The following is a 26,011-nucleotide window of genomic DNA, read 5'->3' as shown; positions in this document are numbered from 1 at the left end:
TAAGTCGTTTGTGCACAAACGACTTAATCCCCTCCGTCCCCTTTTTCCCTCAGCCTTCCAGCGCGTCCAGGTAGCTGCGGCGCCAGTGGTTGATGTCGTAGGTGCGCAGGTGCTCCATCATCGCGTGCCAGCGTTCCTTGCGCCGGTGCAGCGACATGGTTGCCGCCGTGGCGATGGCATCGGCGACGCCATCAAGGTCATGCGGGTTCACCAGCAGTGCCTGTTTCAGCTCATCGGCGGCGCCAGCCAGCAGGGACAGCACCAGCACGCCGGGATCTTCCGGGTCCTGTGAGGCCACGTATTCCTTGGCCACCAGGTTCATGCCATCGCGCAGCGGCGTCACCAGTCCCACCGCCGCAGCCCGGTAGAAACCGGTCAGCGTGGCGTGGGTGAAGTTCTGGTTGACGTAGCGCAGCGGCGTCCAGTCGGGCTCGGCGTGACCACCGTTGATATGGCCGGCGATCTGTTCCAGCTGGCTGCGCAGCTGCCGGTACTCGGTGACGTCGCCACGCGAGACCGGCGCGATCTGCAGGTAGGTCAACGAACCTCGCTGGTCGGGGTGGCGCTGCAGGTAGCGCTCGAAGCCGAGGAAACGCTCGGGCAGGCCCTTGGAATAGTCCAGCCGGTCCACGCCAATGGCCAGTTGGCGGTCACGCAGGCTGCCGCGCAGGTTCTTCACCGCCGCTTTGGTGGCAGCGGTGCCGGCCTGGCGCGCAATCAGCTCGGTGTCGATGCCGATCGGGAACGGGGCCGCGCGGAAACGGCGTCCTCCCGGTGCTTCCAGTTCACCGTTGTCGAGTACCTTGCCGCCACCGAACAGGCGCAGGTAGGTCTGGAAACGGTCGGCATCGCGCTGGGTCTGGAAGCCGACCAGATCGTAGGCGTACAGCGCCGAAAACAACCGCAGGTGGTCGGGCATTGCCTGCAGCAGGTCGGCCGATGGCATCGGAATGTGCAGGAAAAAACCGATGCGACAGCCGATGCCACGTTCGCGCAGCATCGCGCCCAGTGGAATCAGGTGGTAGTCGTGGATCCAGACGATGTCGTCCTCGCGCAGCAGCGGGGCGAGCTTGTCGGCAAACAGCGCATTGACCTTGTGGTACGTCTCGCGGGTGCCACGATCGTAGTCGACGAGATCAAGACGGAAATGCAGCAGTGGCCACAACGTGCGGTTGGCGAAGCCGTTGTAGTAGCCATCGACCTCGCGCTTGCTCAGATCCAGCGTGACGAACTCGATGTCGCCGTCCTTCTGCGTGTGCAGCGTACCGCTGCCGTCGCGCACGCTCTTGCCGCTCCAGCCGAACCACATCCCGCCGCGTTCCTTCAACGCGGCCAGCAGGCCCACCGCCAGGCCACCGGCGCGGTTCTCGCCCGGCACGGCCACACGGTTTGAAACCACTACCAGACGACTCACGATGCCTCCTGCCAGGACCGCGACAGGCGCATCGCGGCGGTGATCAGGCCGACGTGCGAATAGGTCTGCGGGAAATTGCCCCAGGCCTCGCCGCTGTCGAAGGCCAGATCCTCCGACAGCAGGCCCAGGTGGTTGCGCTGTTTCAGCAACAGCTCGAACATCTCGCGTGCCTCATCCATGCGTCCGATCGCGGCGAGTGCATCGATGTACCAGAACGTACAGATGGTGAAGCTGGTTTCCGGTTCGCCGAAGTCATCCGGAGCAACGTAGCGGTACAGCGAATTGCCATGCTTGAGGTCGCGGCCGATGGCTTCGACGGTGGCGACGAAGCGGGCGTCCAGTGCATCGATGAAGCCGATGTCGGCCAGCAGCAGCAACGAGGCATCCAGGCGATGGCCGCCGAAGGTGTCGGTGAAGTGGCCGAGTTCCTCGCTCCAGGCTTCGGCCATGATGCGCGCATGGATGGTGTCGGCGCGCTCGCGCCAGTAATGCGCCCGGTCGTCGCGCTTCAGGCGCACGGCGATCTTGCACAAACGATCGCAGGCCGCCCAGCACATCGCACTCGTGTAGGTGTGCACTTCGGTGCGGCCGCGGAATTCCCACAGGCCGGCATCGGGCACGTCATGCAGGGCGAAGGCCTGCTCGCCAAGAGGTTCCAGGCGGGAGAAAGCATGGCTGTCACCCGGGTCCTGCAGGCGCCGGTCGAAGAACAGCTGGGTGGAGGCCAGTACCACGCTGCCATAGACATCGTGCTGGCGCTGCACCCAGGCAAGGTTGCCGCGGCGCACCGGGCCCATGCCACGGTAACCGGACAGGCTGGGCACTTCGTCCTCGTCAAGCTTGGCCTCGAAGCCGATGCCATACAGCGGCTGCAGCGTGCCGTCGGTGGTCGCCAGGTTGAAGATGTAGCCGAGGAACTGTTCCATCGTGCGCGTCGCGCCCAGGCGGTTCAGCGCACGCACCACGAAGGCGGCATCGCGCAGCCAGCAATAGCGGTAATCCCAGTTGCGCACGCTGCCCGGTGCCTCTGGAATGGAGGTGGTCATCGCCGCAATGATGGCGCCGCTGTCTTCGTACTGGCACAGCTTCAGCGTGATCGCGCTGCGGATGACCGCGTCCTGCCATTCCAGCGGAATGGAGAGGTAACGCACCCATTCGCGCCAGTAGTCGCGGGTGCGCTGGAAAGCTTCCTGTACATAGCCGCTGATCGAACGGTTGAGGGATTCATCCACGCCCAGGATCAGGTGGATGGGGTGGTTGAGCACGAACGGCAAGCCCTCGCGCACCATGCGCACCGGCACGTCGGTGGTCAGCCGCAGCACGTGCTCCGGCAGGATCCAGCGCACGTGGTTGCTGCCCCAGGTGGACTCGGGCACGCGTGCGCCCCAGTCCGCCAGCGGCCGGGCGCGTACGGTGATGCGCGGGCTGCCGGCCAGTGGACGCACTTGGCGGATCAGGCTGACAGGACGGTAGAAGCGGTCGTTCTGCCGCCAGCGCGGAGCGAAATCGAGAATTTCCAGCGAACCGCCGTGGCTGTCGTGCAGCACGGTACGCAGGATCGCGGTGTTGGTCAGGTATTCCTGCTCACTGCTGCTGAAGTCCTCCAGCTCGATGGCGAAATCGCCGCCGGTCTGCTGGTTGGGGCCGAGCAGGGCGCAGAAGGTGGGGTCGCCATCGAAGGTGGGCAGGCAGCTCCAGACAACGCGGGCATGTTTGTCGACCAGGGCGCCGAAGCTGCCGTTGCCGACCACGCCCAGATCAAGATCGGGTTGGGTCATCACGCGGTACATCTCGGTTGCGGCCGTGGGGTTGGCCGGGTCAATAGGCATTCTCACGCAGCCAGGCGTGCACGCTGCGTATGTCGGGCAGTGCGAACACCGCCGAACTGGGCTCGCGTTCACCCACCAGCACACTCCAGCCATGCTGGCCATTGGCAGCGTCGAAGCCGAATTCATCGGTGAGATCGTCGCCCATGAACACGGGCAGGCGGCCACGGAAGGGCAGGTACTGCATCATCCGCCGCACCGCGCGGCCCTTGTCGGTGCCAACCGGCACGAACTCGACCACATGGTCACCCGGTTGCAGGCGATGGCTGTTGCGACCGCGCAGATGGCGTTCGGCGAAGGCGCGTACATCGCTGGCGGCATGCGGTGCGCCGCGCCAGTGCAGGGCCAGGCCGACGCCCTTGTCTTCCACCAGTACGCCGGGATGGCCGTGGGCGAAACGCATCGCCTGCTGGTGCAGCGCGTGCAGCCAGTCTGCGGTGTCGTCATCATGTGTGTCGCGCAGCACACGACCATCCTCGCCACGCAGTTCGTGGCCATGCAGGCCGGCGGCAGGCAGTTGCAAGGGGGCGAACAGTTGATCCAGCTGTTCAAGCGGGCGACCACTGACCAGTGCCACGGCACCTTCCAGGCGGTCGCTGATGCGGCCGATGGCTTCACGCACATCGGGCAGCAACTGCACGGCGTCCGGGCGCGCAGCGAATTCGATCAGGGTGCCGTCGACATCGAGGAACAACGCACAGGCGTCGTCCAGCAATGGCGGTGGCGGACGCAGGGGGAGCGGTTCAGCCATGACGCCCAGCTTGCCAATGTGGGCGTGTACGTGGGGTCGAGGGCAGGCTACGAATCAGGGTAGTGCCGGCCGCTGGCCGGCAACTTCATGGTCCATGGATGCACCCTGCGGTTGCCGGCCAGCGGCCGGCACTACCCTGTCGTGCGGACCAACGGTCCGCACCCACCCAAAGCAGATCCGCACCCGGATCATGCGGTTGCCGGCCAGCGGCCGGCACTACCGGGCTGGCGAATCAGAACGTATAGCGGACGCGACCGTAGTAGTACGCGCCGTTGCTGCCAATCGGCGACAGTACGTCGTACGGGAGGTTGCCGAAGTAGTGGATATCGCTGTTGGATCGATCCGGGTAGTTGTCGGTCAGGTTCTGGCCGCCGATGGCCACGCTCCACTGCGGCGTGATGCGGTACTCCACTTCGGCATCCAGCTGCCACTCGGCCTGGTAGGTCTGGCGCGGGATGTAGCCATCACCGAAGTTGAATACGCGAGTGGCGCTGCCATAGCGGTTCACGCGGCTGCTCAGCGACCAGTGGTCATTGCTCCAGGCCGCCGAGAAACTACCGCGCGTGCGCGGGGTGGCATCGGTGAGCGTGTTGGTCTCTTCGATGCCGAACAGCACGTAGTCCGGGTTCAGCGCACGCAGCTGCGCTGGCGTGGCCAGGACGTTCTTCAGCGTGGTCTTGGTGTACGCATAGGTACCGGTCAGCAGCAGCTGGCCATCGCCCAGCGACTGGCGCCAGTTGCTGACCAGCTCGGCGCCACGGGTGCGCGTATCGGCAGCGTTGACGAAGAAGCTGGCGCTCTGCAGGCCACTGACGCCGTAGTTGGTCGCCACGTAGTCGGTCAGTGCGTCGCCGGTGATGCTCTCCGACAGCGCGATGCGGTCGTCGATGTCGATCTGGAAGAAGTCCAGCGACAGATCGAAATGCTCGCCGATGCGGCTGGTGAAGCCCAACGAGGTGTTGATCGACTTTTCCGGCTTCAGATTCTGCGCACCCAGGCCACGCGCGATTGGATTGTTGACCGACAGCAGGCGGCCCTGCACCAGCTGACCGCCGGCGTTGTAGCCGGTGGAGGTGGATTCGTAGCCGATCTGCGCCAGCGACGGCGCGCGGAAGTTGTTGGAGATGGCGCCGCGCAGCGCGAACGCCGGAGTGAATTCGTAACGCAGGCCGAGCTTGCCGGTCAGTTCGCCGCCGAAGTCGTCGTTGTGCTCGTAGCGCGCGGCCAGATCGGTGGAGAACTTCTCGCCGAACTGGCTGGACAGGCTGGCATAGGCGCTGGCGACATCGCGCGACAGGCGGGCCGCGTCCTGCGGGGTCAGGCCACCACCGGCCTGCGAACCGGTCGGGCGGTCGGTGTACGGGCCGGCCGCGTAGCTGGCCGGGTCGCCCGGACGGGTCTGGTAGCGCTCATGGCGTGCTTCCACGCCCAGGCCCAGAGTGTGGCTGATGCTGTCGCTCTGGGTGAACACACGGCTCAGGTCGAGGTTGCCCACGGTCTGTGCGTATTCGTAGTCGGCGGTCTTGAAGCGGGTCGGGCTGGTCGGACCCAGCGAGGCATTGAGCGAATCACGCAGGCGGTAGGTGAAGTCGTTCTGGCCGTAGTCCAGGCTGCCGTCGTAGCTCCATTCGCCCCACTGCCCGCGCACGCCGGCCACGGCCTGCACGTCGCGGTTCTCGCCTTCGGAGATTGGCCGGTAGCCGTTCGGATAGACCTGCTTCCAGTTGGCATCGCCATCGGGATAGCGGAAGTAGTTCGCGCCTTCGGTATCACGCTGGTTGAAGGTGCCGAACGCATAGAACGTCGAGGTCTGGCCCACCGGGATCTCGGTGTTCAGCCACAGGTTGATGTCCTTGCTCTTGCCATCGCCCAGCACATAGTTGCGCTTGCCCTGCAGCGCCAGGTTGCCCGGGGTCTGGTCCCACGGCGGAATCTGGTCGAAGCCGGCGCGGTTGGTGCCGTTGCGGTGCTTGTACTCCAGGCCCACGCGCAGGAAGCCACCGTCCTCGCCCAGTGAAGTGCCGACCTTGGCGCTGATGTTGCCGGTCTGGCCGTCGGTGAGGGTGCGGCCGATCGGCTTGAGGTCGGTGTGGTTGGCACCGTAGCTGGCCTCGATTTCGCCACCGTCACCGCCGTTGTCGAGGATTACGTTGATCACACCGGCCACCGCATCCGAGCCATACAGCGCACCGGCGCCATCACGCAGCACTTCGATGCGCTTGATCGCGCTGACCGGAATGGAGTTGAAATCGACCGGGGTGGTGCCCTTGCCGATTTTGCTGTCGGTGTTGACCAGCGCGGTGTGATGGCGGCGCTTTCCGTTGATCAGCACCAGCACCTGGTCCGGCGACAGGCCGCGCAGCTGTGCCGCGCGCACGTGGTCGGCGCCGCCGGAGTTGGACTGGCGCGGGAAGTTGAACGACGGCAGCAGTGCCTGCAGCGCGCTGCCCAGTTCACCGTTGACCACGCCGGCCTTGCGGATGTCCTCGGCGGTGAGCACGTCCACCGGCGAGGTGGATTCGAGCACGGTGCGATCGGCGGCACGGGTGCCGGTGACGATCACCGTGTCCAGGTTGGTGGCGTCCTGGGCCAGGGCGGGGACGGCGGTTGAGGAAAGCGCGAGGGCGATGGCGAGGCCGAGCGGCGACGCGGGCAGGCGGATGGACATGGGGGCTCCAGCAACAACGACGACGGGAAGGGGGAGATGGTTTCACTTACATCCATCCGGATGAAGCGATATATTATCTTCGCGTGATGGCCGGTGCCGATGCAAGTCCCTGCCGGTCCGGCATGAGCTGATGCCCGGTTGGCATCAGTACGCTGGGCTGGTGGCGCTGTACGCTGCCGGCTCGCCTTGTCCCCCCTTCCCCGGAGCTGTACCGATGAAACACCTTGGCCTCGTCTTCGCCGTGCTGCTGGCCACCAGTGGCTGCGCCAGCCTCTCTTCGCAGGCGCCCAGCGCCTATGCCACGGCCACCACTGCCGAACTGAAGGGTGATGCCGCACGCCCGTCCGCCGGCCATGGCTGGGTGCGCAGCGAGCTGTACTTCGGCGTGGGCGAGGAGCAGGGCGCCGGCAACCGCCCGCAGGCCGACACCATCAGCGAGGCGCAATGGCGCACTTTCCTGGACAAGGAAGTGACCCCGCGCTTCCCGGACGGACTGACCGTGTTCGATGCCTACGGCCAGTGGCTGTTCCGCGGCGATGCCTCGCCCAACCGCCTGCGCACCAAGGTGCTGGTGGTGCTGCACGAAGACACCCCGCAGCGTCGCGCCGATATCGAAGCGATCCGCCTGGCGTGGAAGCAGCAGACCAAGCATCAATCGGTGCTGTGGTCGCGGCAGCCGGTCGAGGTATCGTTCTGAGTTGAAGGTGCCGCCGCGGTGCCGCAGGGAGCAATGATGAACTACAGGGAATGCATGCTGGGCCTGGTGATGGCAGGCGTGCTGGCACCGTCGGCGCAGGCCAGTGGGGACGAGGGAGAAACGCTGCGCTTCCAGGTGGCCGCTCACGTGCAGGCGCACGCCGATCCCCAGCAGGATGACAGCATCGCGGTGCAGCTGTCGCCGTCGGGCAAGCGCCAGACGCTGGCGGGCGCGGCGGATGCCGACGGCAATTCGCGATGGAGTCTGGAGGACATCGATTTCGATGGCTATCCGGAACTGATTGCGCGTGCATCGGTGGGCATGGTCAACGAAGCGGTGACCGTGTACCGGTTCGATCCGGCCAGTGCAGGTTTCCGCGCGCTGCAGGCCGAAACCCACGGCAAGGACAGTTGCGGTGACCTGATGGGGCTGACGGTCGATCGTCCGAGCCGCACCCTGACCAGCAGCTGCCGCAGCGGCCCGATGTGGTACACCGACCAGTACCGGTTTGCAGGCGCGAAACTCTATCTGTACCGCGCCGAGAGCGTGTTGATGCTGGGCGATACGTTGAACGCCGCGCTGCATTGGGAACAGACCGACGAGCAGGGCCCGCTGGCGGTCTGGCGCACCTATGACCCCGCCGGTCGTGTGCTGGAGAGCGCCATTGCCGATGGCCTGGGCGCACCGCCGGATGGACCGCTGCGTGGTCAGCAGGCCTCTGTGGTGCCCGCGCGGCTGTTCCTGTTCGACCGGCCTGGTGCGTCCAGCACCAAGCGTTATCTGGTGCAGGGGGATCGCGTGGAACTGCTGGATGAACAGGACGGCTGGGTGAAGCTGCGCTATCGCAACCCGAAGCAGGGCGAGGTGCTGGGCTGGATCAACGTCAACGATTGAAAAAAGGGGACGGAGGGAATTAAGTCGTTTGTGGCACACACGACTTAATTCCCTCCGTCCCCTTTTTTTGCGGAGGCATCACTTCTACGGGTCTAGCCTCGGACGTTCCCCCGTTCGAGGATGTATCCGATGAGCAAGCGCGTGGCCGAAATCGTGGTGGACGCCCTGCAGCAGGCCGGTGTCCGCCGTTGCTACGGCATCGTGGGCGATACGCTCAACCATGTGACCGATGCGATGCATGACAGCGAGATCGCGTGGGTGCACGTGCGGCATGAGGAAGTGGCGGCCTTTGCCGCCGGTGCCGATTCGCTGGTAAGCGGCGAACTGACCGCCTGCGCCGGTTCCTGCGGGCCTGGCAGCCTGCATTTCATCAACGGCGTGTTCGAGAGCAACCGCAACCGTGCGCCGATGGTGCTGATCGCCAGCCAGGTGGTGACCAGCGAGCTGGGCATGGAATTTCCTCAGGAAGTGGACTTCAAGGCGGTGTACGCCAGTTGTTCGGTGTTCTGCGAGCAGGTGCACAGCGCCGAGCAGGCACGGCGCGTGGTCACGCTGGCCTGCCAGGCCGCGATCAGCCGCCGCGGCGTGGCGGTGGTGATCCTGCCGGCCGATATCAGCCAGGCTGAAGTGAAGCACGATGTGCCGTTCTCGGTGCACTACACCCAGCCGGTGCTGCGTCCTTCCGACGCCGAACTGCAGCGCATCGCTGACCTGCTGGGACAGGGCAAGCGCATCGGTGTCTACGCTGGTGCCGGTTGCCAGGGCGCACACACGCAGCTGCTGGAGCTGGCCCGGCGCCTGCAGGCTCCGATCGCGCACACCTCGCGCGCCAAGGACTTCGTCGAACCGGACAACCCGTACAACATGGGCATGACCGGCATCTTCGGCATCGAATCCGGCTTCCACACGCTGATGGAGTGCGACACGCTGCTGCTGCTCGGTGCCGATTTCGCCTGGGGGCAGTTTTACCCGGACAAGGCCACGATCATCCAGGTCGATCGCGATGGCAGCCACCTTGGCCGCCGCCACCCGGTGAACCTTGGCGTGGTCGGTGATATCGCACCGACGCTGGATGCCTTGCTGCCGATGCTGCCGCCGCGCGAGGACAGCAGCTTCCTGGATGAATGCATCGAGCGTCGTGACAAGGCGCTGAAAAAGCGCGAGAAGGAAGAGCAGCCCGGTGAGGGCGAGCTGATCCATCCGCAGCACCTGACCGCGCTGCTGTCGAAGCATGCCAGCGACGATGCGCTGTTCACCGCTGACGGTGGTTCGCCGATGGTGTGGGTGCTGCGGCATATCCGGGTGAATGGCCGCCGCCGCACGTTGACCAGCCTGCTGCACGGCACGATGGCCAACGCGATGCCGCAGGCGCTGGGCCTGCAGAAGGCGTTCCCGGGCCGGCAGGTGATTTCGCTGTCCGGCGATGGTGGCCTGGCGATGCTGCTGGGTGACCTGCTGACCGCGGTGCAGGAGAACCTGCCGATCAAGGTGGTGGTGTTCAACAACGGCTCGCTGAACTTCGTCGAGCTGGAGCAGAAGGTGGAAGGCCTGCTGGATAACTACACCGACCTGAAAAACCCGGACTTCGGCCGCCTGGCCGAAGTGATCGGTTTCCACGGCCGCACGGTGACGCGCAGCGAGGATCTGGAGGAAGCGGTGCTGGACTTCCTTGCCCAGCGTGGCCCGGCACTGCTGGACGTGCATACCAGCCGCGCCGAGCTGGTGATGCCGCCGCAGATCGAGGCCAAGCAGGTGGCCGGTACGGCGCTGTATGCGGCCAAGGCGGTGTTGAACGGCCGCTTCGACGACGTGAAGCATCTGCTGGTGGACAACTTCCTGAAGAAGTAGGGGGGATGCAGGGCTGCGCCCTGCACCCGCGGTAGTGCCGGCCGCTGGCCGGCAACCTCAAAAGCAAAGGCGGCGTTCTGCTCTGGTGGGTGTCGACCTAGGTCGACACGGTAGATCCACGCCATGCGTGGATGAATTTGATTCGATATCTGACAGATCTCATCCACGCATGGCGTGGATCTACTGCCCGCCGGCCCGCCGGCCCGCCCGCCCGCCCGCCCAGCCGCCCAGCCGCCCAGCCGCCCAGCCGCCCAGCCCAGCCGCCCAGCCCAGCCGCCCAGCCCAGCCCAGCCCAGGATCCCGCTCCCACGACCAATCCAGCCACGAGGGGCCCCGCCGTTGGCTGGAACCCATCATTCCACGCGGGAATTGGCGCGCCGGCCCTGCTGGGCCTACCATCGGCGGTCCCCACCCCCACCGCCCCTTCCATGTCCGCTCCCGCTTCCGCCGCACCGCGTCGCTGGTTCGTCGCCGGCGACTTCAACGGCTTCTTCGGCCTGGTCGTCGACAACCTCTCCATCCTCGGCTTCATCGCCATGGCTCTGGTCGGGATCTTCCAGTTCCCTGCCGATGTAGTGTTCGGCCGCATGTTCCCCGGCACCGCCTTCGGCGTATTGGTCGGCAACCTGCTGTACACCCTGATGGCGCGCCGGCTGGCCGCGCGTACCGGCCGTGACGATGTCACCGCCATGCCACTGGGCCTGGACGCACCGACCAGTATCGGCATGGCCCTGCTAGTGCTCGGCCCGGCCTTCCTCGCCTTCAAGCAGCAGGGCATGGACCCGCACGCAGCAGGCATCGCTACCTGGCAGCTGGGCATGGCCGCGCTGGTCATCATGGGCGTGCTCAAGTTCGTGCTGTCGTTCTTCGGCGAAGCGGTCACCCGCGCGCTGCCGCGTGCCGCGCTGCTGGGTTCCATCGCCGGCATCGCGCTGGTGCTGATGGGCCTGCTGCCGCTGCTGGAAACGCTGCGCTCGCCGCTGGTCGGCTTCACCACACTCGGCCTGCTGCTGTATGTGCTGATCGCCAAGGGCAAGCTGCCGGTGCGTGGCCCGGGCGTGCTGCTGGCCTTCGTGTTCGGCACCGTGCTGTATTACGGCCTCGGCCTGGCCGGGCTGGGCGCGCCCGGCTTCCATGTGCCGGAGTGGGTGCCGCCGCAGGTGGTGCTGCCGCTGCCGACGCTGGGCTTCCTCGACGGCCTGCCGACCGCGATGACCTACCTGCCGCTGCTGCTGCCGTTCGGCCTGTTGATGGTGGTCGGTGGCATCAATGTGTCCGAGAGTGCGCGCGCGGCCGGCGATGACTACCGCACCCGCGACATCCTGCTGGTGGAAGCGGTGGCCACGCTGGTGGCCGGCGTCTGCGGCGGCGTGGCGCAGACCACGCCGTACATCGGCCAGCCGGCGTACAAGCACATGGGGGCGCGCAGCGGCTACACGCTGCTGACCGGCCTGTTCGTCGGCATCGGCGGCATGCTCGGCATCATCTCCGGGCTGGTGCAGTGGCTGCCGTTGGCGGTGCTGGCACCGATCATCGTGTACGTGGCCATCGACATCACCACCCAGGCCTTCCAGGCCACGCCGCGCCACCATACCGGTGCGATGGTGTTTGGTTTCCTGCCGTCGGTGGCGTACCTGCTGGCGATCAAGGCGCCAGGCTGGATCGCCCCGGATCAGCTGCCGCAGCTGCTGACCAAGCTCGACGGTCACGGCCTGCCGGAGCTGGCGGTGATCTTCACCCTCGGCAATGGTTTCATCATCACCTCGATGCTGTGGATCTCGGCGGTGGCGGCGATGGTCGATGGCCGCCTGCGCCGTGCCTGCGGCTTCCTGCTGGTGGCGGCGGTGCTGACCCTGTTCGGCCTTATCCACTCGGTGGATCCGCGCGGCGGCATCTACCTGCCGTGGGATCTGGACGGCCTGGCGCGCATCATCAGCTGGCAGTTCGCAGGCGCCTATGTGGCGCTGGCCATCCTGTTGGGGCTCCTATCGTTGCAGAAGCAGCCGGTGAAGCCGCTGGGTGAAAACAGCTGACCCCACGGTAGTGCCGGCCGCTGGCCGGCAACGCGGTGGGCTGCAGACGCATCATGTGGTTGCCGGCCAGCGGCCGGCGCTACCGTTCTGAATCCAGCTCTGGGTAATGCCGGAAGATGCCGTTGGTGTTGAACGCCAGCCGCCGTTCCGAGCCCAGGTAGGCGGCGATGTTCGGCCGCTTCGCCACCCGCTCCTGCAGCGCACGCAGCAGGGGCAGGGTGGGGCCGAGCGCCTGCATGCGGCGAGGGAACATGTAGTCCAGCCCGCTCAGCAGTTGGAACAGCGACAGATCCACATACGAATGCTCGCGCAGTGCGTGGCGGCCACCATTGGCGGCCAGTACCTGCTCGAAATAGCCGAGGAACTTCGGCAACCGCTCGCTGCGCAGTGACGCGGCACGAGCCTTGGCTTCGGTCTTCTGGTCTTCGTAGTACTTCGATGCAGCGATCGGATGATGGGTGTCGTGCACCTCGGCCACCAGATCGGCGATGGTCAGCTGCAGTTGCAGCGCCTGCATCCGTCGCGAGGCCGCCTGCGGCACCAGGTCCAGCGTCGGGCCGAGGAAATCCAGGATGGCCGCGACCTGTGCGATGACCTGGCGGCCCGCCTTAAGGAACGGCGGTGCGAAGGGCTGCGCACCTTCACTGCTGCCATCGAGAAACGGCTGCATCACTGCATCGCCGTGCACCCGCGCCATGTCGATGTAGTCGGCGCCGGCATCTTCCAGCGCCAGGCGCACGAACTCGCCACGGCCCTGGATGCCGGTCCAGTAATACAGCGCGTACTGCATGGCAGTTCCTCCACAGGACAAGACCCACAGCGTCGCGCGGGGCGTGCAAAGCAGGCGTGAGCGCGGTTCTGATGCAGGCCCGAACCCGAACGGCAGCGGAACAGGTGGGGAACCCGTTGGAATCGGTGGGGTCACACCTTCTCCATGCGTGTGAAACGAGGTGCTGCATCATGCAGAGTGGAAAGGCGGTATGGCCCTGGGTGTTGGGTGTGGTGGTGATCGGTGGCGCGGGTGGTTGGTTGTTCCGCGATCAGCTGAAGAGCCTGGCAGACGGTGTCTCGGTGCCGGTGCAATCAACCCCCGCCAGTACCAGTACACCGCCACAACCGAAGGCGGCGGCAGAGCCCGCACCAGCACCACCGCCGATCAAGCATCCGCTGGATGCCGAGGCCGCAGCCGACCCGGCGCTGCCGAAGCTGGCTGACAGCGATGCGGACGCCTGGGGTGCATTGAGCCAGCTGTTCCAGGGCGAGGGTCCGCTGACCCTGCTGCTGCGCGATCACCTGATCCAACGCTTGGTCACCCAGGTCGACAACCTGGACAAGCCCAGCGTGCCACCCACCGCGCTGGCCGCGCGGCCGCTGCCGGGCAGCCTGCAGGTCGAGCCCGGTGAGGGCGGCGAACGCATCGCCGCCAGCAATGCGGCGCGTTATGCGCCCTACGTGCAGGCGTTTACCGCGCTGGACCCGGCGGCGACGGCCACGGCCTACAAGCGCTTCTATCCGCTGATCCAGCAGGCCTACGTCGACCTGGGCCGGCCGGAGGGCTATTTCAACGACCGTCTGGTCGCGGTGATCGACCACCTGCTGGACACCCCGGAACTGGCGCAGGCGCCCTTGGTGGAGCGCGATGAGCGCGGCCGTTACCGCTTCGTCGATCCCGGGTTGCAGGCGCGTTCGATCGGACAGAAGGCCCTGCTGCGCATGGACGTGACGCAGGCCCGGGCGGTCAAGCAGCAGTTGCGCGCGATCCGCACCGCGATCGCCCGCTGAACCCGTCCACCGCGCATGACTGATCCGGATCAACGCGCCGACCACACCCGCTCCGGCATGCTGGCCGCAGGCTGACTGGCCTCGGGGTGCAGTCGCAGCCACCCTTGAAACCGGGTGGGGCAACCGCATCTTTCCAGCATCGCCGGCGCGGGCCGGCCCAGATCACCGATGAGGTTTCGCAATGCGGATGGACAAGCTCACCTCGCGTTTCCAGCAGGCGCTGGCAGACGCACAGTCGCTGGCCGTGGGCCGCGACAACAGCATCATCGAACCGGTTCACCTGTTCAGCGTACTGCTGGACCAGCAGGGCGGCAGCACGCGCCCGCTGCTGGCCCAGGCCGGGGTGAACGTGCCGGTGCTGCGCGAGCGCCTGACCGAGGCGCTGGATGCACTGCCGAAGGTATCCGGCCAGGCCGGCAACGTTTCGATGGGCAATGACCTCGGGCGCCTGCTCAACCACACCGACAAGCTGGCCCAGCAGAACGGCGATGCCTTCATCGCCAGCGAGTGGTTCGTGCTGGCCGCGCTGGAAGACAGTGGCACGCTGGGCATGGCGCTGCGCGCCGCCGGTGCCGACAAGACCCGCCTGCAGGCCGCGATCGACAAGCTGCGTGGCGGCGAGAACGTGCAGTCGGAAAATGCCGAGGAACAGCGGCAGGCGCTGGAGAAGTACACCATCGACCTGACCGCGCGCGCGGAGAGCGGCAAGCTCGATCCGGTGATCGGTCGCGATGAAGAGATCCGCCGCACCATCCAGGTGCTGCAGCGCCGGACCAAGAACAATCCGGTGCTGATCGGCGAGCCGGGCGTGGGCAAGACCGCGATCGTCGAAGGCCTGGCCCAGCGCATCATCAACGACGAAGTGCCCGAGGGCCTGCGTGGCAAGCGCGTGCTGTCGCTGGACATGGGCGCGTTGATTGCCGGTGCCAAGTTCCGGGGTGAATTCGAGGAACGCCTGAAGGGTGTTCTCAACGACCTGGCCAAGAGCGAAGGGCAGATCATCCTGTTCATCGACGAGCTGCATACCATGGTCGGCGCCGGCAAGGCCGACGGTGCAATGGACGCCGGCAACATGCTCAAGCCCGCACTTGCACGTGGCGAGCTGCACTGCGTGGGCGCCACCACGCTGGATGAGTACCGCAAGTACATCGAAAAGGACGCCGCGCTGGAGCGCCGCTTCCAGAAGGTGTTCGTGGGCGAACCGTCGGTGGAAGACACCATCGCGATCCTGCGCGGCCTGAAGGAAAAGTACGCGGTGCACCACGGCGTGGAGATCACCGACCCGGCCATCGTGGCGGCGGCCACGCTGTCCAACCGCTACATCACCGACCGCCAGCTGCCCGACAAGGCCATCGATCTGATGGACGAGGCCGCCTCGCGCCTGCGCATGGAGATCGACTCCAAGCCGGAGGAACTGGACCGCCTGGAACGCCGGGTGATCCAGCTGAAGATCCAGCGCGAGATGCTGAAGAAGGAAAAGGACGAGGCTTCGCGGCAGCGTCTGGCCGACCTGGAGAACGACATCGAGGGGCTGGAGCGCGAGTTCTCCGATCTCAACGAGATCTGGAAGTCGGAGAAGGCCGCGTTGCAGGGCGCCACGAAGATCAAGGAGCAGGTCGAGCAGGCCAAGCTGGAGCTGGAAGCCGCACAGCGCCGCCAGGATTTCGCCAAGATGAGCGAGATCCAGTACGGCCTGCTGCCGCAGCTGGAAAAGCAGTTGGCCGCCGCGCAGGAAATGGACAACAAGGACTTCAAGCTGGTGCAGGACCGCGTCACCGACGAGGAAATCGCCGAGGTCGTTTCGCGCTGGACCGGTATCCCGGTCAACAAGATGCTCGAAGGCGAGCGCGACAAGCTGCTGCGCATGGAAGAGGTGCTGCACAATCGCGTGGTCGGCCAGGAAGAGGCGATCAAGGTGGTGTCAGACGCGGTGCGTCGTTCGCGTGCCGGCCTGTCCGACCCCAATCGGCCGGGCGGTTCGTTCCTGTTCCTCGGCCCGACCGGTGTGGGCAAGACCGAGCTGTGCAAGTCGCTGGCCGAGTTCCTGTTCGACAGCGCCGACGCGATGATCCGCATCGACATGAGCGAGTTCATGGAGAAGCACAGCGTCGCCCGCCTGATCGGTGCGCCCCCGGGCTACGTGGGCTACGAGGAAGGTGGCTACCTGACCGAGGCGGTGCGTCGCCGTCCGTACTCACTGATCCTGCTGGACGAAGTGGAGAAGGCGCACCCGGATGTGTTCAACATCCTGCTGCAGGTACTGGACGATGGCCGCCTGACCGATGGCCAGGGTCGCACCGTGGACTTCCGCAACACCGTCATCGTGATGACCTCGAACCTGGGCTCGCACCAGATCCAGGACATGAGCAGCGATGACAGCCCGGAAGCCTATACGCAGATGAAGGCAGCGGTGATGGGCGTGGTGCAGGCGCACTTCCGTCCGGAGTTCATCAACCGTTTGGACGACATCGTGGTGTTCCACCCGCTGGACAAGCAGCAGATCAAGCAGATCGCGCGCATCCAGATGCGTGGCCTGGAGAAGCGCCTGGCCGAGCGTGGCTTGAAGCTGGTGGTGTCCGATGCAGCGTTCGACCTGCTGGGCAACGTCGGCTTCGATCCGGTGTACGGTGCGCGTCCGTTGAAGCGCGCGATCCAGGCACAGCTGGAGAATCCGCTGGCCCAGAAGATCCTGTCCGGCGCCTTCGTCAACGGCGACACCATCGAAGTCGGCAACGACGGCGGCCATCTGGTGTTTGCCAAGGCCTGAGTCACACGGGGCGCTGCTTGACCGCAGCGCCCTGTTTCCTTCGGAGTACGCCGGGCCATGCCCGGTGCTCACTCAGAAGCGGTGCGTGTAGCCGCTCATCAAGCCAAACTGGTTTGCCTTCTGCACGATCGGGCTGTCGGCTGCATCGCCGAGCAGGCGCGTGCCTTCGGCCGAGATGTACCAGTTGCCATTGCGGCCCACGCGGTGGCTCCACTTCAGGCCGACCCCCGCGCTGACCAGTCCGGCCTTCGGCTTGTGCTCGGCAAAGCCGGTGCGCGCCGCCTGTTCGGGGCTGACGCCGTACCAGGTCTGCATGTAGCCACGGTTGCCGTATTCGGTGGAGACGCTGCCGCTGACCACGCCACCGGCCAGATCGAACAGCGGCATCGTCAGGTTCAGATGGATCTGCTGGGTGGCCAGGCCGTTCTCGGCTTTGTCCTCGTCCTTGCGGGTGAACTGCCAGGAACCGCTCAGCACGGCTTCGCCCAGCGTATAGCCAGCCGAGAGGCCGACCAGGGGACGGGTATCGATATCCCCCATGCCGCGCAGGAAGTCCGAACCGCCAAGCAGCGAATCCTTTTCGCGGCGGATCCCACTGCCACCCACGTAGGCACGCACGCGGGTGTGCTCGCCGATGGACGTGCCCCAGCCGATGCCGCTGGTGCCCAGAAACCATCCCCCCGGCGAGGTGACATCGAACGACAGCGATGGCGTTGCGCGGTACTCCTCGCTGCCGCTGTAACGTGGCGTCACGCCGGCACCGGCGGCGACTTCGAAGGTCCAGTGGTCATCCTTGGCGTGGGCGATCGGGGCAGCGAACAGCGGCAGCAGGGCCAGGCAGAGCAGGGCGGGGGAACGGCGAAGCTGGGACATGGAAACTCTCGACAATGGGAGGAAAGCAGCACGCGCATCCGGCGAGTGCTGCAGGGTTGCCAGCGTGGCGAAATGCCGGCGACCGATCCCTCCGCAGTTGTGCGGGAGTTGTAATCAACTGTAAACGCGCCCTCGGGCGTTCAGCTGGCAGCCAGTGGCCAGTGCATTTCCAGGCGCGCGCCGCCCAGCGTGGCGCGGCTGATATGCAGCTCGCCGCCGTGGCGCGCTGCGATGCGACTAACGATGGCCAAGCCCAGCCCGAAGCCGCCGGTATCGCGGCTGCGGCTGTCGTCCAGGCGGGTGAATGGCCGCATCACCTTTTCCCGGTCAGCTTCGGCGATGCCGGGGCCGTCGTCGTCCACGCGCAGGCAGACGCGGCCGCCGACCCCCACCAGCGAGACTTCCACCTGCGAACGCGCATGGCGCAGCGCATTGCCCACCAGATTGCTCAGTGCCAGCTGCAGCAGGCGCGGCTCGGCATCCACCCGCGGCAACGCACTGGGCTGCACGCGCAGGACCACACCGGCACGTTCGGCATCACGGCGTGCATCAGCCAGGCAGTCCTGCAGCCAATCGTTGGCTTCGATACGCTGCATCGGCTCGCCTTCGCTGGGATGCTCCAGGCGTTCGTAGGCCAGCAGTTCGCTGACCAGACGGTTGAGTTCGGCCAGGTCACCGTGCAGCCCCTGCGCCAGCCGTGCGCGGCGTTCGCGATCTTCGCTGTCCTGCATCAGGTCCAGGCCGAAGGCAACGCGCGCGATCGGCGTGCGCAGTTCATGCGAGATCGCATGGGTCAGGTCGCGTTGACGCTGCACCAGTTCGGCCACGCGCGCAGCCATGCGGTTGGAATGGTCGACGATGACCCGGATCTGCGAACGTGGCGAGACCTGTGCGCGCGCCTGCAGGTCACCGGCACCGATGCGGTCGGCGTGCAGGCGCAACGCTTCGAGGTCGCGCCAGAGCAGGCGCACCCAGGCATACAGGCTGGCGCCCACCAGCAACAGGATGCTGAGGTAGGCGGCAATGGTCATGTACGTTGTCATCTGCACCGCGCCAGGCAAGCGCAGGTGCAGCCAGCGGCCGCCGATGCCCTCGATGGGCAGCAGGACCTGCTGGTACTGATCGCGCACGATGAAGCCATCGGCCTGCACGGCCGCTTGTTCCTGCGGGTCGAGGGCGGGAGGAGTGTCGAGCAGGGTCAGGGCGATGCCGTAGTGTGGCTGCCACTGCTGCAGGCGCTCACGCTGCTGGTCGGTGTCCAGGCCAGCCAGGCCACTGCGCAGGGCGTACACCTGGCCGCGCACCTGCTGGACGAAGACGCGATCCTGCACGGGCGTGTAGATGCCGTCCAGAAGGTGGTTGAGGAAGAACACCGAGGCCAGGAAACAGGCGCCGGTGACGAACCACAGCCACAGGAACAGCCGCTTCATGCGGCCCAGGCCGACGGGTTGAACTGGTAGCCACGGCCCCACACGGTCTTGATCCGCCGCGGTTCGCGCGCATCGTCGCCGAGCTTGCGACGCAGCTTGCCGATGCTGACATCGACACTGCGGTCCAGACCGTCGAAGCCGATGCCGCGCACCGCCTGCAGGATCTGGTCGCGCGACAGGATCTGCCCGGGCTGGCTGGCCAGCAGCCACAGGATCTCGAATTCCGTGGTGCCCAGTTCCACTGGCTGCCCGTGCAGGTGCACCTCGCGCTGCATGCGGTCGATCAGCAGCCCACCGTGTATCAGCCGGCACGGCGAGCTGGTGTTGCCGCTGCCATGGCGGCGCCGCAGCAGGGCGCGCAGGCGGGCCAGCAGCAGGCGCGGTTCGATCGGCTTGTGCACGTAATCGTCGGCGCCCGATTCCAGGCCCAGCACCTGTTCGATATCGTCCTCGCAGGCGGTCAGCATCAGGATCGGTACATCGGAAAAGCTGCGGATCTGCCGGCACACGTCGATGCCGCCGAGGCCCGGCAGCATCAGGTCCAGCACCACCAGTTCCGGCGCGTGCTGGCGGCAGGCCGCGCCGGCCAGGTCGCCGCGCGCGACGTGCTGCACGGCGAAGCCGTGTTCGTGGAGGTAGTCGCTGACCAGTTCGGCCAGGCGGCGATCGTCTTCCACCAGCAGGACCTGGGTCGGGGTGCCGCTGGCGGTGGGTGTCCAAGGGGAGGGTTGCATGCGCGTTGGGCTTCCGTGCCCGGGCAGGAGCGCCCGGCGGCGAAGCCTAGCAACGCGCCGTGACCGCTGCCTGAATCGCGGCCAACCTGATAACCGGTGGTACGGCCATCATCGCCAGCGGTTTTCAGTGGTGCGCGCGGGCTGGCCTATGGTGGCGGTTTCCCGGATGGAACCTGGTGCAATGAGCGACCCGCAGTGGCAACTGGAAACCCTGGCCGTGCACGGCGGCTATCGTCCCGACCCGACCACCCGCGCGGTGGCGGTGCCGATCTACCAGACGGTGGCGTATGCCTTCGATGACACCCAGCACGGTGCCGACCTGTTCGACCTGAAGGTGCCGGGCAACATCTATACGCGCATCATGAACCCCACCACCGATGTGCTGGAGCAGCGCGTTGCGGCGCTGGAAGGCGGCATTGGTGCGCTGGCGCTGGCCTCGGGGCAGGCGGCGATCACCTATGCCATCCAGACCATCGCCGAGGCCGGTGACAACATCGTCGCCTCCAGCGCGCTGTATGGCGGCAGCCTCAACCTGCTGGCGCACACGCTGCCGCAGTACGGCATCCAGGCGCGCTTCGCCGACCCGGCCGATCCAGCGGCGTTCGCCGACCTGATCGACGAGCGCACCAAGGCGGTGTTCATCGAATCGATCGGCAACCCGCGCGGCAACGTCACCGACATCGCTGCGATCGCCGAGGTCGCGCATGCCGCCGGCGTGCCGCTGATCGTGGACAACACGGTGGCCACACCGTTCCTGCTGCGCCCATTCGAGCATGGCGCCGACATCGTGGTGCATTCGCTGACCAAGTACCTGGGCGGCCATGGCACCAGCCTCGGCGGCGCGATCATCGATTCCGGCCGCTTCGACTGGGCCGCGCAGCCCAAGCGCTTCGCGCGCCTCAATCAGCCTGATCCCAGCTACCACGGCGTGGTCTACACCGAAGCGCTGGGGCCGGCGGCCTACATCGGCCGCGCACGCGTGGTGCCGCTGCGCAATACCGGCGCAGCGTTGTCGCCGTTCAATGCGTTCCTGATCCTGCAGGGCATCGAGACCCTGGCGCTGCGCATGGAGCGCATCAACGCCAATGCACTGGCCGTCGCGCAGTACCTGAAGGCGCACGACAAGGTGGCCTGGGTACGCTACGCCGGACTGGCCGACGACCCGGAGCACGCTGCCGCGCAGCGCTACCTGGGTGGGCACGGCTCGGGCGTACTGACCTTCGGCCTGCCCGGTGGCCGCGAAGCCGGCGCACGCTTCCTCGATGCGCTGAAGCTGTTCACCCGCCTGGTCAACCTGGGCGATGCGAAGTCGCTGGCCACCCATCCAGCCTCCACCACCCATCGCCAGCTGGATGCCGCCGAACTGGCCAAGGCCGGCGTCAGCGAAGACACCGTGCGGCTGTCGATCGGTATCGAGCACATCGGCGACCTGCGTGCCGACCTGGAGCAGGCCTTGGCTGGCGCCTGATAGCCACACGCTTGGTCGTCATCGCCACAGGCGATCACCACCGCCGCCGCGATGCGCTACGGTGGAACTGCCTCTCCAAGGCATGGCAACGTGGCGATCCAGATCCCCGGTCGATGCGGGTCGACCGGGGATTTTTTTGTTCCCCATGCACCAATGGCCGGCATCAAACCCGGTAGATCCGCGCCATGCGTGGATGCTCTTCGATGAACTGTCGGAATGTTCGATTCTGATGGTCATCCATCCACGCATGGCGTGGATCTACTGCAGATCGCAGAAATCTGTCGAAGGCGGGGTGGATCCAGTTGCGGGAGTGCCCGCGGTATGTCACACCACCGGAATGCTGTGCTGCCCGAGATTCCGGTACGGCGGCGTGGCCATCACCATCTCGGCCAGCGAATAGGCCAGCTCGCGTTCGGCCATCACCGTACCGTCGGCGCCGTGCTCCAGCAGGTGCTTCACCTCGGCATCGCTGTGCGCACGCGCCAGCAGGGTCAGGGTCGGGTTCAGCGCGCGCAGCTTGGCCAGCGTCTCGCCGGCCTCCAGGGGTTGCGGAATTGCCAGTACGGCAATCTTGGCGCGCTCGGGATGAGCTTCGGCCAGGACCTTGTCCGAGGCGGCACTGCCGCGGATGCCGGGCAGGCCGGCTGCATGCGCTTCAGCGACATGCTCTTTGTTGTCGTCGATGATCATCACCGGCACACCACGGTCGCGCAGCACCTGTGCCAGTGCACTGCCGACACGTCCGTAACCGATGACGATGGCGTGGTCATGCAGATCCAGCGACGGGCCGGGTGGCAGCTCGGTCTCCACCGCGGCCGGGGTCGCTTCCTGGTGCTTCAGCAGCCAGCGGTCCAGCAGGCCGAATACCAGCGGGTTGAGCATGATCGAGATCAGCGCGCCGGCCAGCACCAGGGCCTGACCGGTGGGCGGCAGGATCTTCAGGGTCACGCCGAGGCCGGCGATGATGAAGGCGAACTCGCCGATCTGCGCCAGGCTGGCCGAGATGGTCAGCGCGGTGCCGGTGGGGTGGCCGAACGCACGCACGATGAAGAAGGCGGCCGCCGACTTGCCGAACATGATGATCGCAGCGGTGGCCAGCACCTGCCACGGATGCTCGATCAGGATGCTGGGGTTGAACAGCATGCCCACCGAGACGAAGAACAGCACTGCGAACGCATCGCGCAGCGGCAGCGAATCGCTGGCTGCCTTGTGGCTCAGTTCCGATTCGTTGAGCAGCATGCCAGCGAAGAACGCGCCCAGTGCGAAGGACACGCCGAACAGCATGGCCGAACCGAATGCCACGCCCAGCGCGATGGCCAGCACCGAAAGCGTGAACAGTTCGCGCGAGCCGGTGCCGGCGATGCGCTCCAGAATCCACGGAATGACGCGGCGGCCGACCACCAGCATCACCGCCACGAACAGGCCCAACTGCACAAAGGTCCAGCCGATGCTGGCCAGCACGCTGCCGACGGTATGGGTTTCGTTGGCCGCGTCGGGCCCGAACACGCCCGCCAGCACCGGCATCATCACCAGTGCCAGCACACAGGCCAGGTCTTCGACGATCAGCCAGCCGACGGCGATCTTGCCGCGCTGGGTTTCCAGCAGGCGCCGTTCTTCCATGGCCCGCAGCAGCACCACGGTACTGGCGGTGGCCAGCGCGAAACCAAACACGATGCCGTGGATGACCGGCCAGCCCATCAGCGCTGCCAGGCCCCAGCCCAGCAGGGTGGCGACCAGGATCTGGCCGACCGCGCCGGGAATGGCGATGGCCTTGACCGCCATCAGGTCTTTCAGCGAGAAGTGCAGGCCGACGCCGAACATCAGCAGCATCACGCCCAGCTCGGCCAACTGGTTGGCCAGCGCCTGGTCGGCGACGAAGCCGGGGGTGAACGGGCCTACACAGATGCCAGCAACCAGGTAACCGACCAGCGGAGACAAGCGCAGCTTGTTGGCCAGCGCGCCGAAGATGAAGGCGAGCCCCAGGCCAACGGCAACGATGTTGATCAGGTCGGTGTCATGGTGCATCGGCACTCGCAGGAAATCGGGGGGATATCCCGATTTTCACCTAATGCGCCAGATGCGGCAAACCCAGCTGGTGGAATGGAAGGTTGCGGCGTGCAGGGTCCGATGGGTTCGGATCCCTCTCCCGCAGGGGAGGGATCCGAACCTTTTGGCGAGGAGGGGCTCTCCTTCAGATGCGGCGTGGGTATGCCGGCCAGCGGCCGGCACTACCGCTTACCAGGTGTACTTGATGCGGCCGTAGACATACGCGCCGTTGAAGCCGAACGGCGAGTAGTTGCTGTAGGGCAGCATGCCGAAGGTCGAGTTCTGCAGGTCTTCGGTGCGGTCCGGGTACTTGTCCAGCAGGTTGTCGGCGCCCACGGTGAGGGTCCAGTTGCTGCTCGGCTTGTAGCTGGCCGAGGCGTCCACCACCCAGGCGTCGCCGTAGGTCTGGTCGCGCAGCGCGGTGGCCGAGTTGCGCACGGTGAACTTGCCGTAACGGGTTGCGGCCAGGCCCAGTTCCCAGTGGTCCGAACGCCAGGTGCCGCTCACGATCGCCTTGTCGCGCGGGTAGCTGTCCTCGATGCGGCCGATCTCATCGCGGCCGATCAGCGATTGGTTCAGGCCCAGCGTGCCGAACACCGCCGGGGTGCCACCGACGCGACGTACTTCGGTGTCGTTGTAACTGTAGGCCGCGGTCAGCTCCAGGCTGCTGGCGCTGAACGGCACGGTGTAGCTGGACACGAAGTCGACGCCACGGGTGCGCGTATCCAGGCCGTTGGTGAAGTACGAGAACGCCGTCACCTGTGGCAGGCCCAGGCTGGTCAGCAGCGCGCTGCTGGCCGCGTTGGTGGTGATGCTGGACGACAGCGCGATGCGGTCATCGATGTCGATCTGGTACGCATCGACGGTGATGTACAGGCGGTCGACCGGCTGCAGCACCAGACCCACGCTGTAGGAGGTGGAGGTCTCGGCCTTCAGCGGCGAGGCGCCCAGTGCCTGCGCGGCCTGGCTGGTGGTCGGGAAGGTGCCGCGTTCGACGAACACGCCGTTGGTGAACTGGCTGGTCACCGCCTGGTAGCCCTGCTGGGCCAGCGACGGCGCACGGAAGCCGCTGGATGCAGTGGCACGCAGCGCGACCTTGTCGGTGAACGCGTAACGCGCCGACAACTTGCCGGAGAAGCGGTCACCGAAGTCCGAGTAATCCTCGTAACGGCCGGTGATGCCAGCCGAGAACTTCTCGGTCAGATCCGCTTCCAGGCCTGCGTAGACCGCGTAGTTGTGGCGGTCGGCATGCACTTCATTAGTGGGCGTGAAGCCACCGAAGCCCTGCGCACCGCTGCCGGTGTACGAGTTCAGTTCGCCCGGCTTCTGGTCCCACTTTTCCTTGCGGTATTCACCGCCGAAGGACAGCGTGACCGGGTAGGCCAGGCCCCAGTCCAGCGACTTGGTCAGATCGGCATTGAAGATGTCCTGCTGGTACTTCAGCGTGCCGTCGTAGAACGAGCGCGGGCTGGTCGCGCCCAGGCTGTAGTTGATGCTGTTGCGGGTGTGGAAGTCCAGGGTGTTCTCGCCGTGGTTCAGGCTCAGGTCCCAGGTCCAGCCGTTTTCGGTGTTGCCCTTGACCCCGGCCACCAGCGAGCGGTCCTTGGAGTACTGGTTGATCTCCGGCACGAAGCCGTCCGGGTAGGTCTGCGCCAGCAGCGCGCCCTGGCTGTTGTGGTTGCGCGAGCGGTAGAACGCGAACGAGGTGATGTCGCGGTTGCTGAGCAGTGCGCTGGCGTAGCCGGTCACCCGGTCGCTGAAGTCGAAGCTGGTGTTGACCGAGGCGGCGGTGGCATCCACGCGCGGGTCGCCGACGATGAAGGTCTTCTGGCCGATGCTGGGGAAGTTGCCGGTGTTCGGCGTAGTGCCCCGGTACGGGCCGGCGCGGTTGCTCTCGTCCTGCTGGCTGATCTGGCCGGCCACGTGCACGCGGCCACGGCCGTTGCCGAACTCGACGCCGGTATCGCCGGAGAGCTGGTACTTGTTGCCATCACCGGCCGAGTACTGGCCGTAGTCAACCGCCAGGCTGCCGCCACTGCCGCTGCCCTTCAGCACGATGTTGATGACGCCGGCGATGGCATCCGAACCGTACTGTGCCGACGCACCGTCACGCAGCACTTCCACGCGTTCGATGGCGGCGATCGGAATCGCATTGATGTCCACGGCCGACGAGCCGCGGCCGATGCTGCCGTTGACGTTGATCATGGCCGAGGTGTGGCGGCGCTTGCCGTCGACCAGCACCAGCACCTGGTCCGGCGACAGGCCACGCAGCTGCGCCGGGCGCACGCCGCTGGTGCCGTCGGTCAGCGCAGGGCGCGGGAAGTTCAGCGAGGGCAGGGCGCGCGACAGCGCGGTGGCCAGTTCGCTGGTGCCGGTGGACTGCAGGGCTTCGGGGGTGATGATGTCGATCGGCGACTGCGATTCGGCGACCGTGCGGTCGGCCACGCGGGTGCCGGTGACGATCACCGTGTCCAGGGTGTTGGCAGCGGTGCCAGCCTGCTGGGCAGCGGCAACGAACGGAGAGCCACCGAGTGCGACAGCGACGGCGGCGGCGATCAGGCTGGTCTTGCGGGTCATCGGGATGGGGCTCCGGTTGGCGGGGGCGGCACCGGAATCGACATCACGGGGGTGAGGCGGACGGCGGTTGTTGCGGTGCGCAATACAGGAATTAACGGGATATTCAGCGCCTGTCAAATGCCGGTCATCAGAAAAAACGTTGCAGCAGCAACCATTTAGCCCGGATCGACACTGACGGGGGAGGGGACCCGGGAGGCGCGCGG

General features: G+C 66.3%; 17 protein-coding genes. 7 read left to right on the top strand and 10 right to left on the bottom strand.

All coding sequences use genetic code 11. The features are described 5' to 3' along the window. Positions 1–49 precede the first annotated feature (49 nt). From otsA to ABR323_RS14630, 4 genes are all read right to left on the bottom strand, one after another. Positions 50–1,414: an alpha,alpha-trehalose-phosphate synthase (UDP-forming) gene (gene otsA / locus ABR323_RS14645; RefSeq protein ID WP_439449844.1), complete on the bottom strand. Its 1,365-nt coding sequence runs from the start codon at positions 1,412–1,414 to the stop codon at positions 50–52. Next, positions 1,411–3,192, bottom strand: coding sequence for a glycoside hydrolase family 15 protein (locus tag ABR323_RS14640; RefSeq protein WP_135274869.1), 1,782 nt, complete (start codon positions 3,190–3,192; stop codon positions 1,411–1,413). Before ABR323_RS14640 ends, otsA begins: the two co-directional genes overlap by 4 nt. A gap of 40 nt (positions 3,193–3,232) precedes the next feature. Next, positions 3,233–3,991, bottom strand: coding sequence for a trehalose-phosphatase (otsB, locus tag ABR323_RS14635; RefSeq protein ID WP_439449843.1), 759 nt, complete (start codon positions 3,989–3,991; stop codon positions 3,233–3,235). 232 nt (positions 3,992–4,223) lie between these two features. Further along, positions 4,224–6,659: a TonB-dependent receptor plug domain-containing protein gene (locus ABR323_RS14630; protein ID WP_439449842.1), complete on the bottom strand. Its 2,436-nt coding sequence runs from the start codon at positions 6,657–6,659 to the stop codon at positions 4,224–4,226. Positions 6,660–6,873: 214 nt separating this feature from the next. Here ABR323_RS14630 and ABR323_RS14625 point away from each other — a divergent pair, with 214 nt between their 5' ends. From ABR323_RS14625 to ABR323_RS14610, 4 genes are all read left to right on the top strand, one after another. After that, positions 6,874–7,356, top strand: a complete 483-nt coding sequence (locus ABR323_RS14625) for a DUF3574 domain-containing protein (RefSeq protein WP_005410781.1) — start codon at positions 6,874–6,876, stop codon at positions 7,354–7,356. Between the two features lie 36 nt (positions 7,357–7,392). Beyond that, the gene (locus ABR323_RS14620; protein WP_439449841.1) at positions 7,393–8,250 is read left to right on the top strand and encodes an XAC2610-related protein; all 858 of its coding nucleotides are present in this window, start codon (positions 7,393–7,395) and stop codon (positions 8,248–8,250) included. A 129-nt stretch (positions 8,251–8,379) separates the two neighbouring features. Continuing rightward, positions 8,380–10,098, top strand: a complete 1,719-nt coding sequence (locus ABR323_RS14615) for a thiamine pyrophosphate-dependent enzyme (protein WP_439449840.1) — start codon at positions 8,380–8,382, stop codon at positions 10,096–10,098. A gap of 428 nt (positions 10,099–10,526) precedes the next feature. After that, entirely contained in the window at positions 10,527–12,131 is a 1,605-nt protein-coding gene (locus tag ABR323_RS14610) for a hypothetical protein (protein WP_439449839.1), read from the top strand. A gap of 79 nt (positions 12,132–12,210) precedes the next feature. Here the strand turns inward: ABR323_RS14610 and ABR323_RS14605 are convergent, their stop codons facing one another. After that, complete coding sequence (locus ABR323_RS14605) at positions 12,211–12,921, bottom strand: glutathione S-transferase (RefSeq protein WP_439449838.1); 711 nt, start codon at positions 12,919–12,921, stop codon at positions 12,211–12,213. Between the two features lie 170 nt (positions 12,922–13,091). Here ABR323_RS14605 and ABR323_RS14600 point away from each other — a divergent pair, with 170 nt between their 5' ends. Both ABR323_RS14600 and clpB read left to right on the top strand, forming a co-directional pair. Then, complete coding sequence (locus ABR323_RS14600; protein WP_439449837.1) at positions 13,092–13,913, top strand: DUF3014 domain-containing protein; 822 nt, start codon at positions 13,092–13,094, stop codon at positions 13,911–13,913. A gap of 181 nt (positions 13,914–14,094) precedes the next feature. After that, positions 14,095–16,680, top strand: a complete 2,586-nt coding sequence (gene clpB, locus ABR323_RS14595; protein ID WP_439449836.1) for an ATP-dependent chaperone ClpB — start codon at positions 14,095–14,097, stop codon at positions 16,678–16,680. A gap of 72 nt (positions 16,681–16,752) precedes the next feature. On the opposite strand, the gene ABR323_RS14590 is transcribed toward clpB, so the two are convergent. The 3 genes from ABR323_RS14590 to ABR323_RS14580 form a co-directional block, all read right to left on the bottom strand. After that, complete coding sequence (locus tag ABR323_RS14590; RefSeq protein ID WP_439449835.1) at positions 16,753–17,553, bottom strand: MipA/OmpV family protein; 801 nt, start codon at positions 17,551–17,553, stop codon at positions 16,753–16,755. A 140-nt stretch (positions 17,554–17,693) separates the two neighbouring features. Further along, positions 17,694–18,983 (bottom strand): ATP-binding protein, encoded by a 1,290-nt coding sequence (locus ABR323_RS14585; protein ID WP_439449834.1) that lies wholly within the window; start codon positions 18,981–18,983, stop codon positions 17,694–17,696. Next, the gene (locus tag ABR323_RS14580; RefSeq protein ID WP_439449833.1) at positions 18,980–19,717 is read right to left on the bottom strand and encodes a winged helix-turn-helix domain-containing protein; all 738 of its coding nucleotides are present in this window, start codon (positions 19,715–19,717) and stop codon (positions 18,980–18,982) included. Before ABR323_RS14580 ends, ABR323_RS14585 begins: the two co-directional genes overlap by 4 nt. A 181-nt stretch (positions 19,718–19,898) precedes the next feature. On the opposite strand from ABR323_RS14580, the gene ABR323_RS14575 reads away from it, so the two are divergent. Further along, positions 19,899–21,185, top strand: coding sequence for an O-acetylhomoserine aminocarboxypropyltransferase/cysteine synthase family protein (locus ABR323_RS14575; protein WP_439449832.1), 1,287 nt, complete (start codon positions 19,899–19,901; stop codon positions 21,183–21,185). 324 nt (positions 21,186–21,509) lie between these two features. Here the strand turns inward: ABR323_RS14575 and ybaL are convergent, their stop codons facing one another. After that, on the bottom strand, positions 21,510–23,210 hold the full coding sequence (gene ybaL, locus ABR323_RS14570; RefSeq protein ID WP_135274854.1) for a YbaL family putative K(+) efflux transporter: 1,701 nt from the start codon (positions 23,208–23,210) through the stop codon (positions 21,510–21,512). 210 nt (positions 23,211–23,420) lie between these two features. After that, positions 23,421–25,808, bottom strand: a complete 2,388-nt coding sequence (locus tag ABR323_RS14565; RefSeq protein ID WP_439449831.1) for a TonB-dependent receptor plug domain-containing protein — start codon at positions 25,806–25,808, stop codon at positions 23,421–23,423. Between the last annotated feature and the right edge of the window lie 203 nt (positions 25,809–26,011).

It is taken from the genome of Stenotrophomonas sp. ATs4, from assembly GCF_051861585.1.
GTDB classification, from domain to species: Bacteria; Pseudomonadota; Gammaproteobacteria; order Xanthomonadales; family Xanthomonadaceae; genus Stenotrophomonas; species Stenotrophomonas maltophilia_AS.
This window is presented reverse-complemented; position numbering and strand designations above follow the sequence as displayed.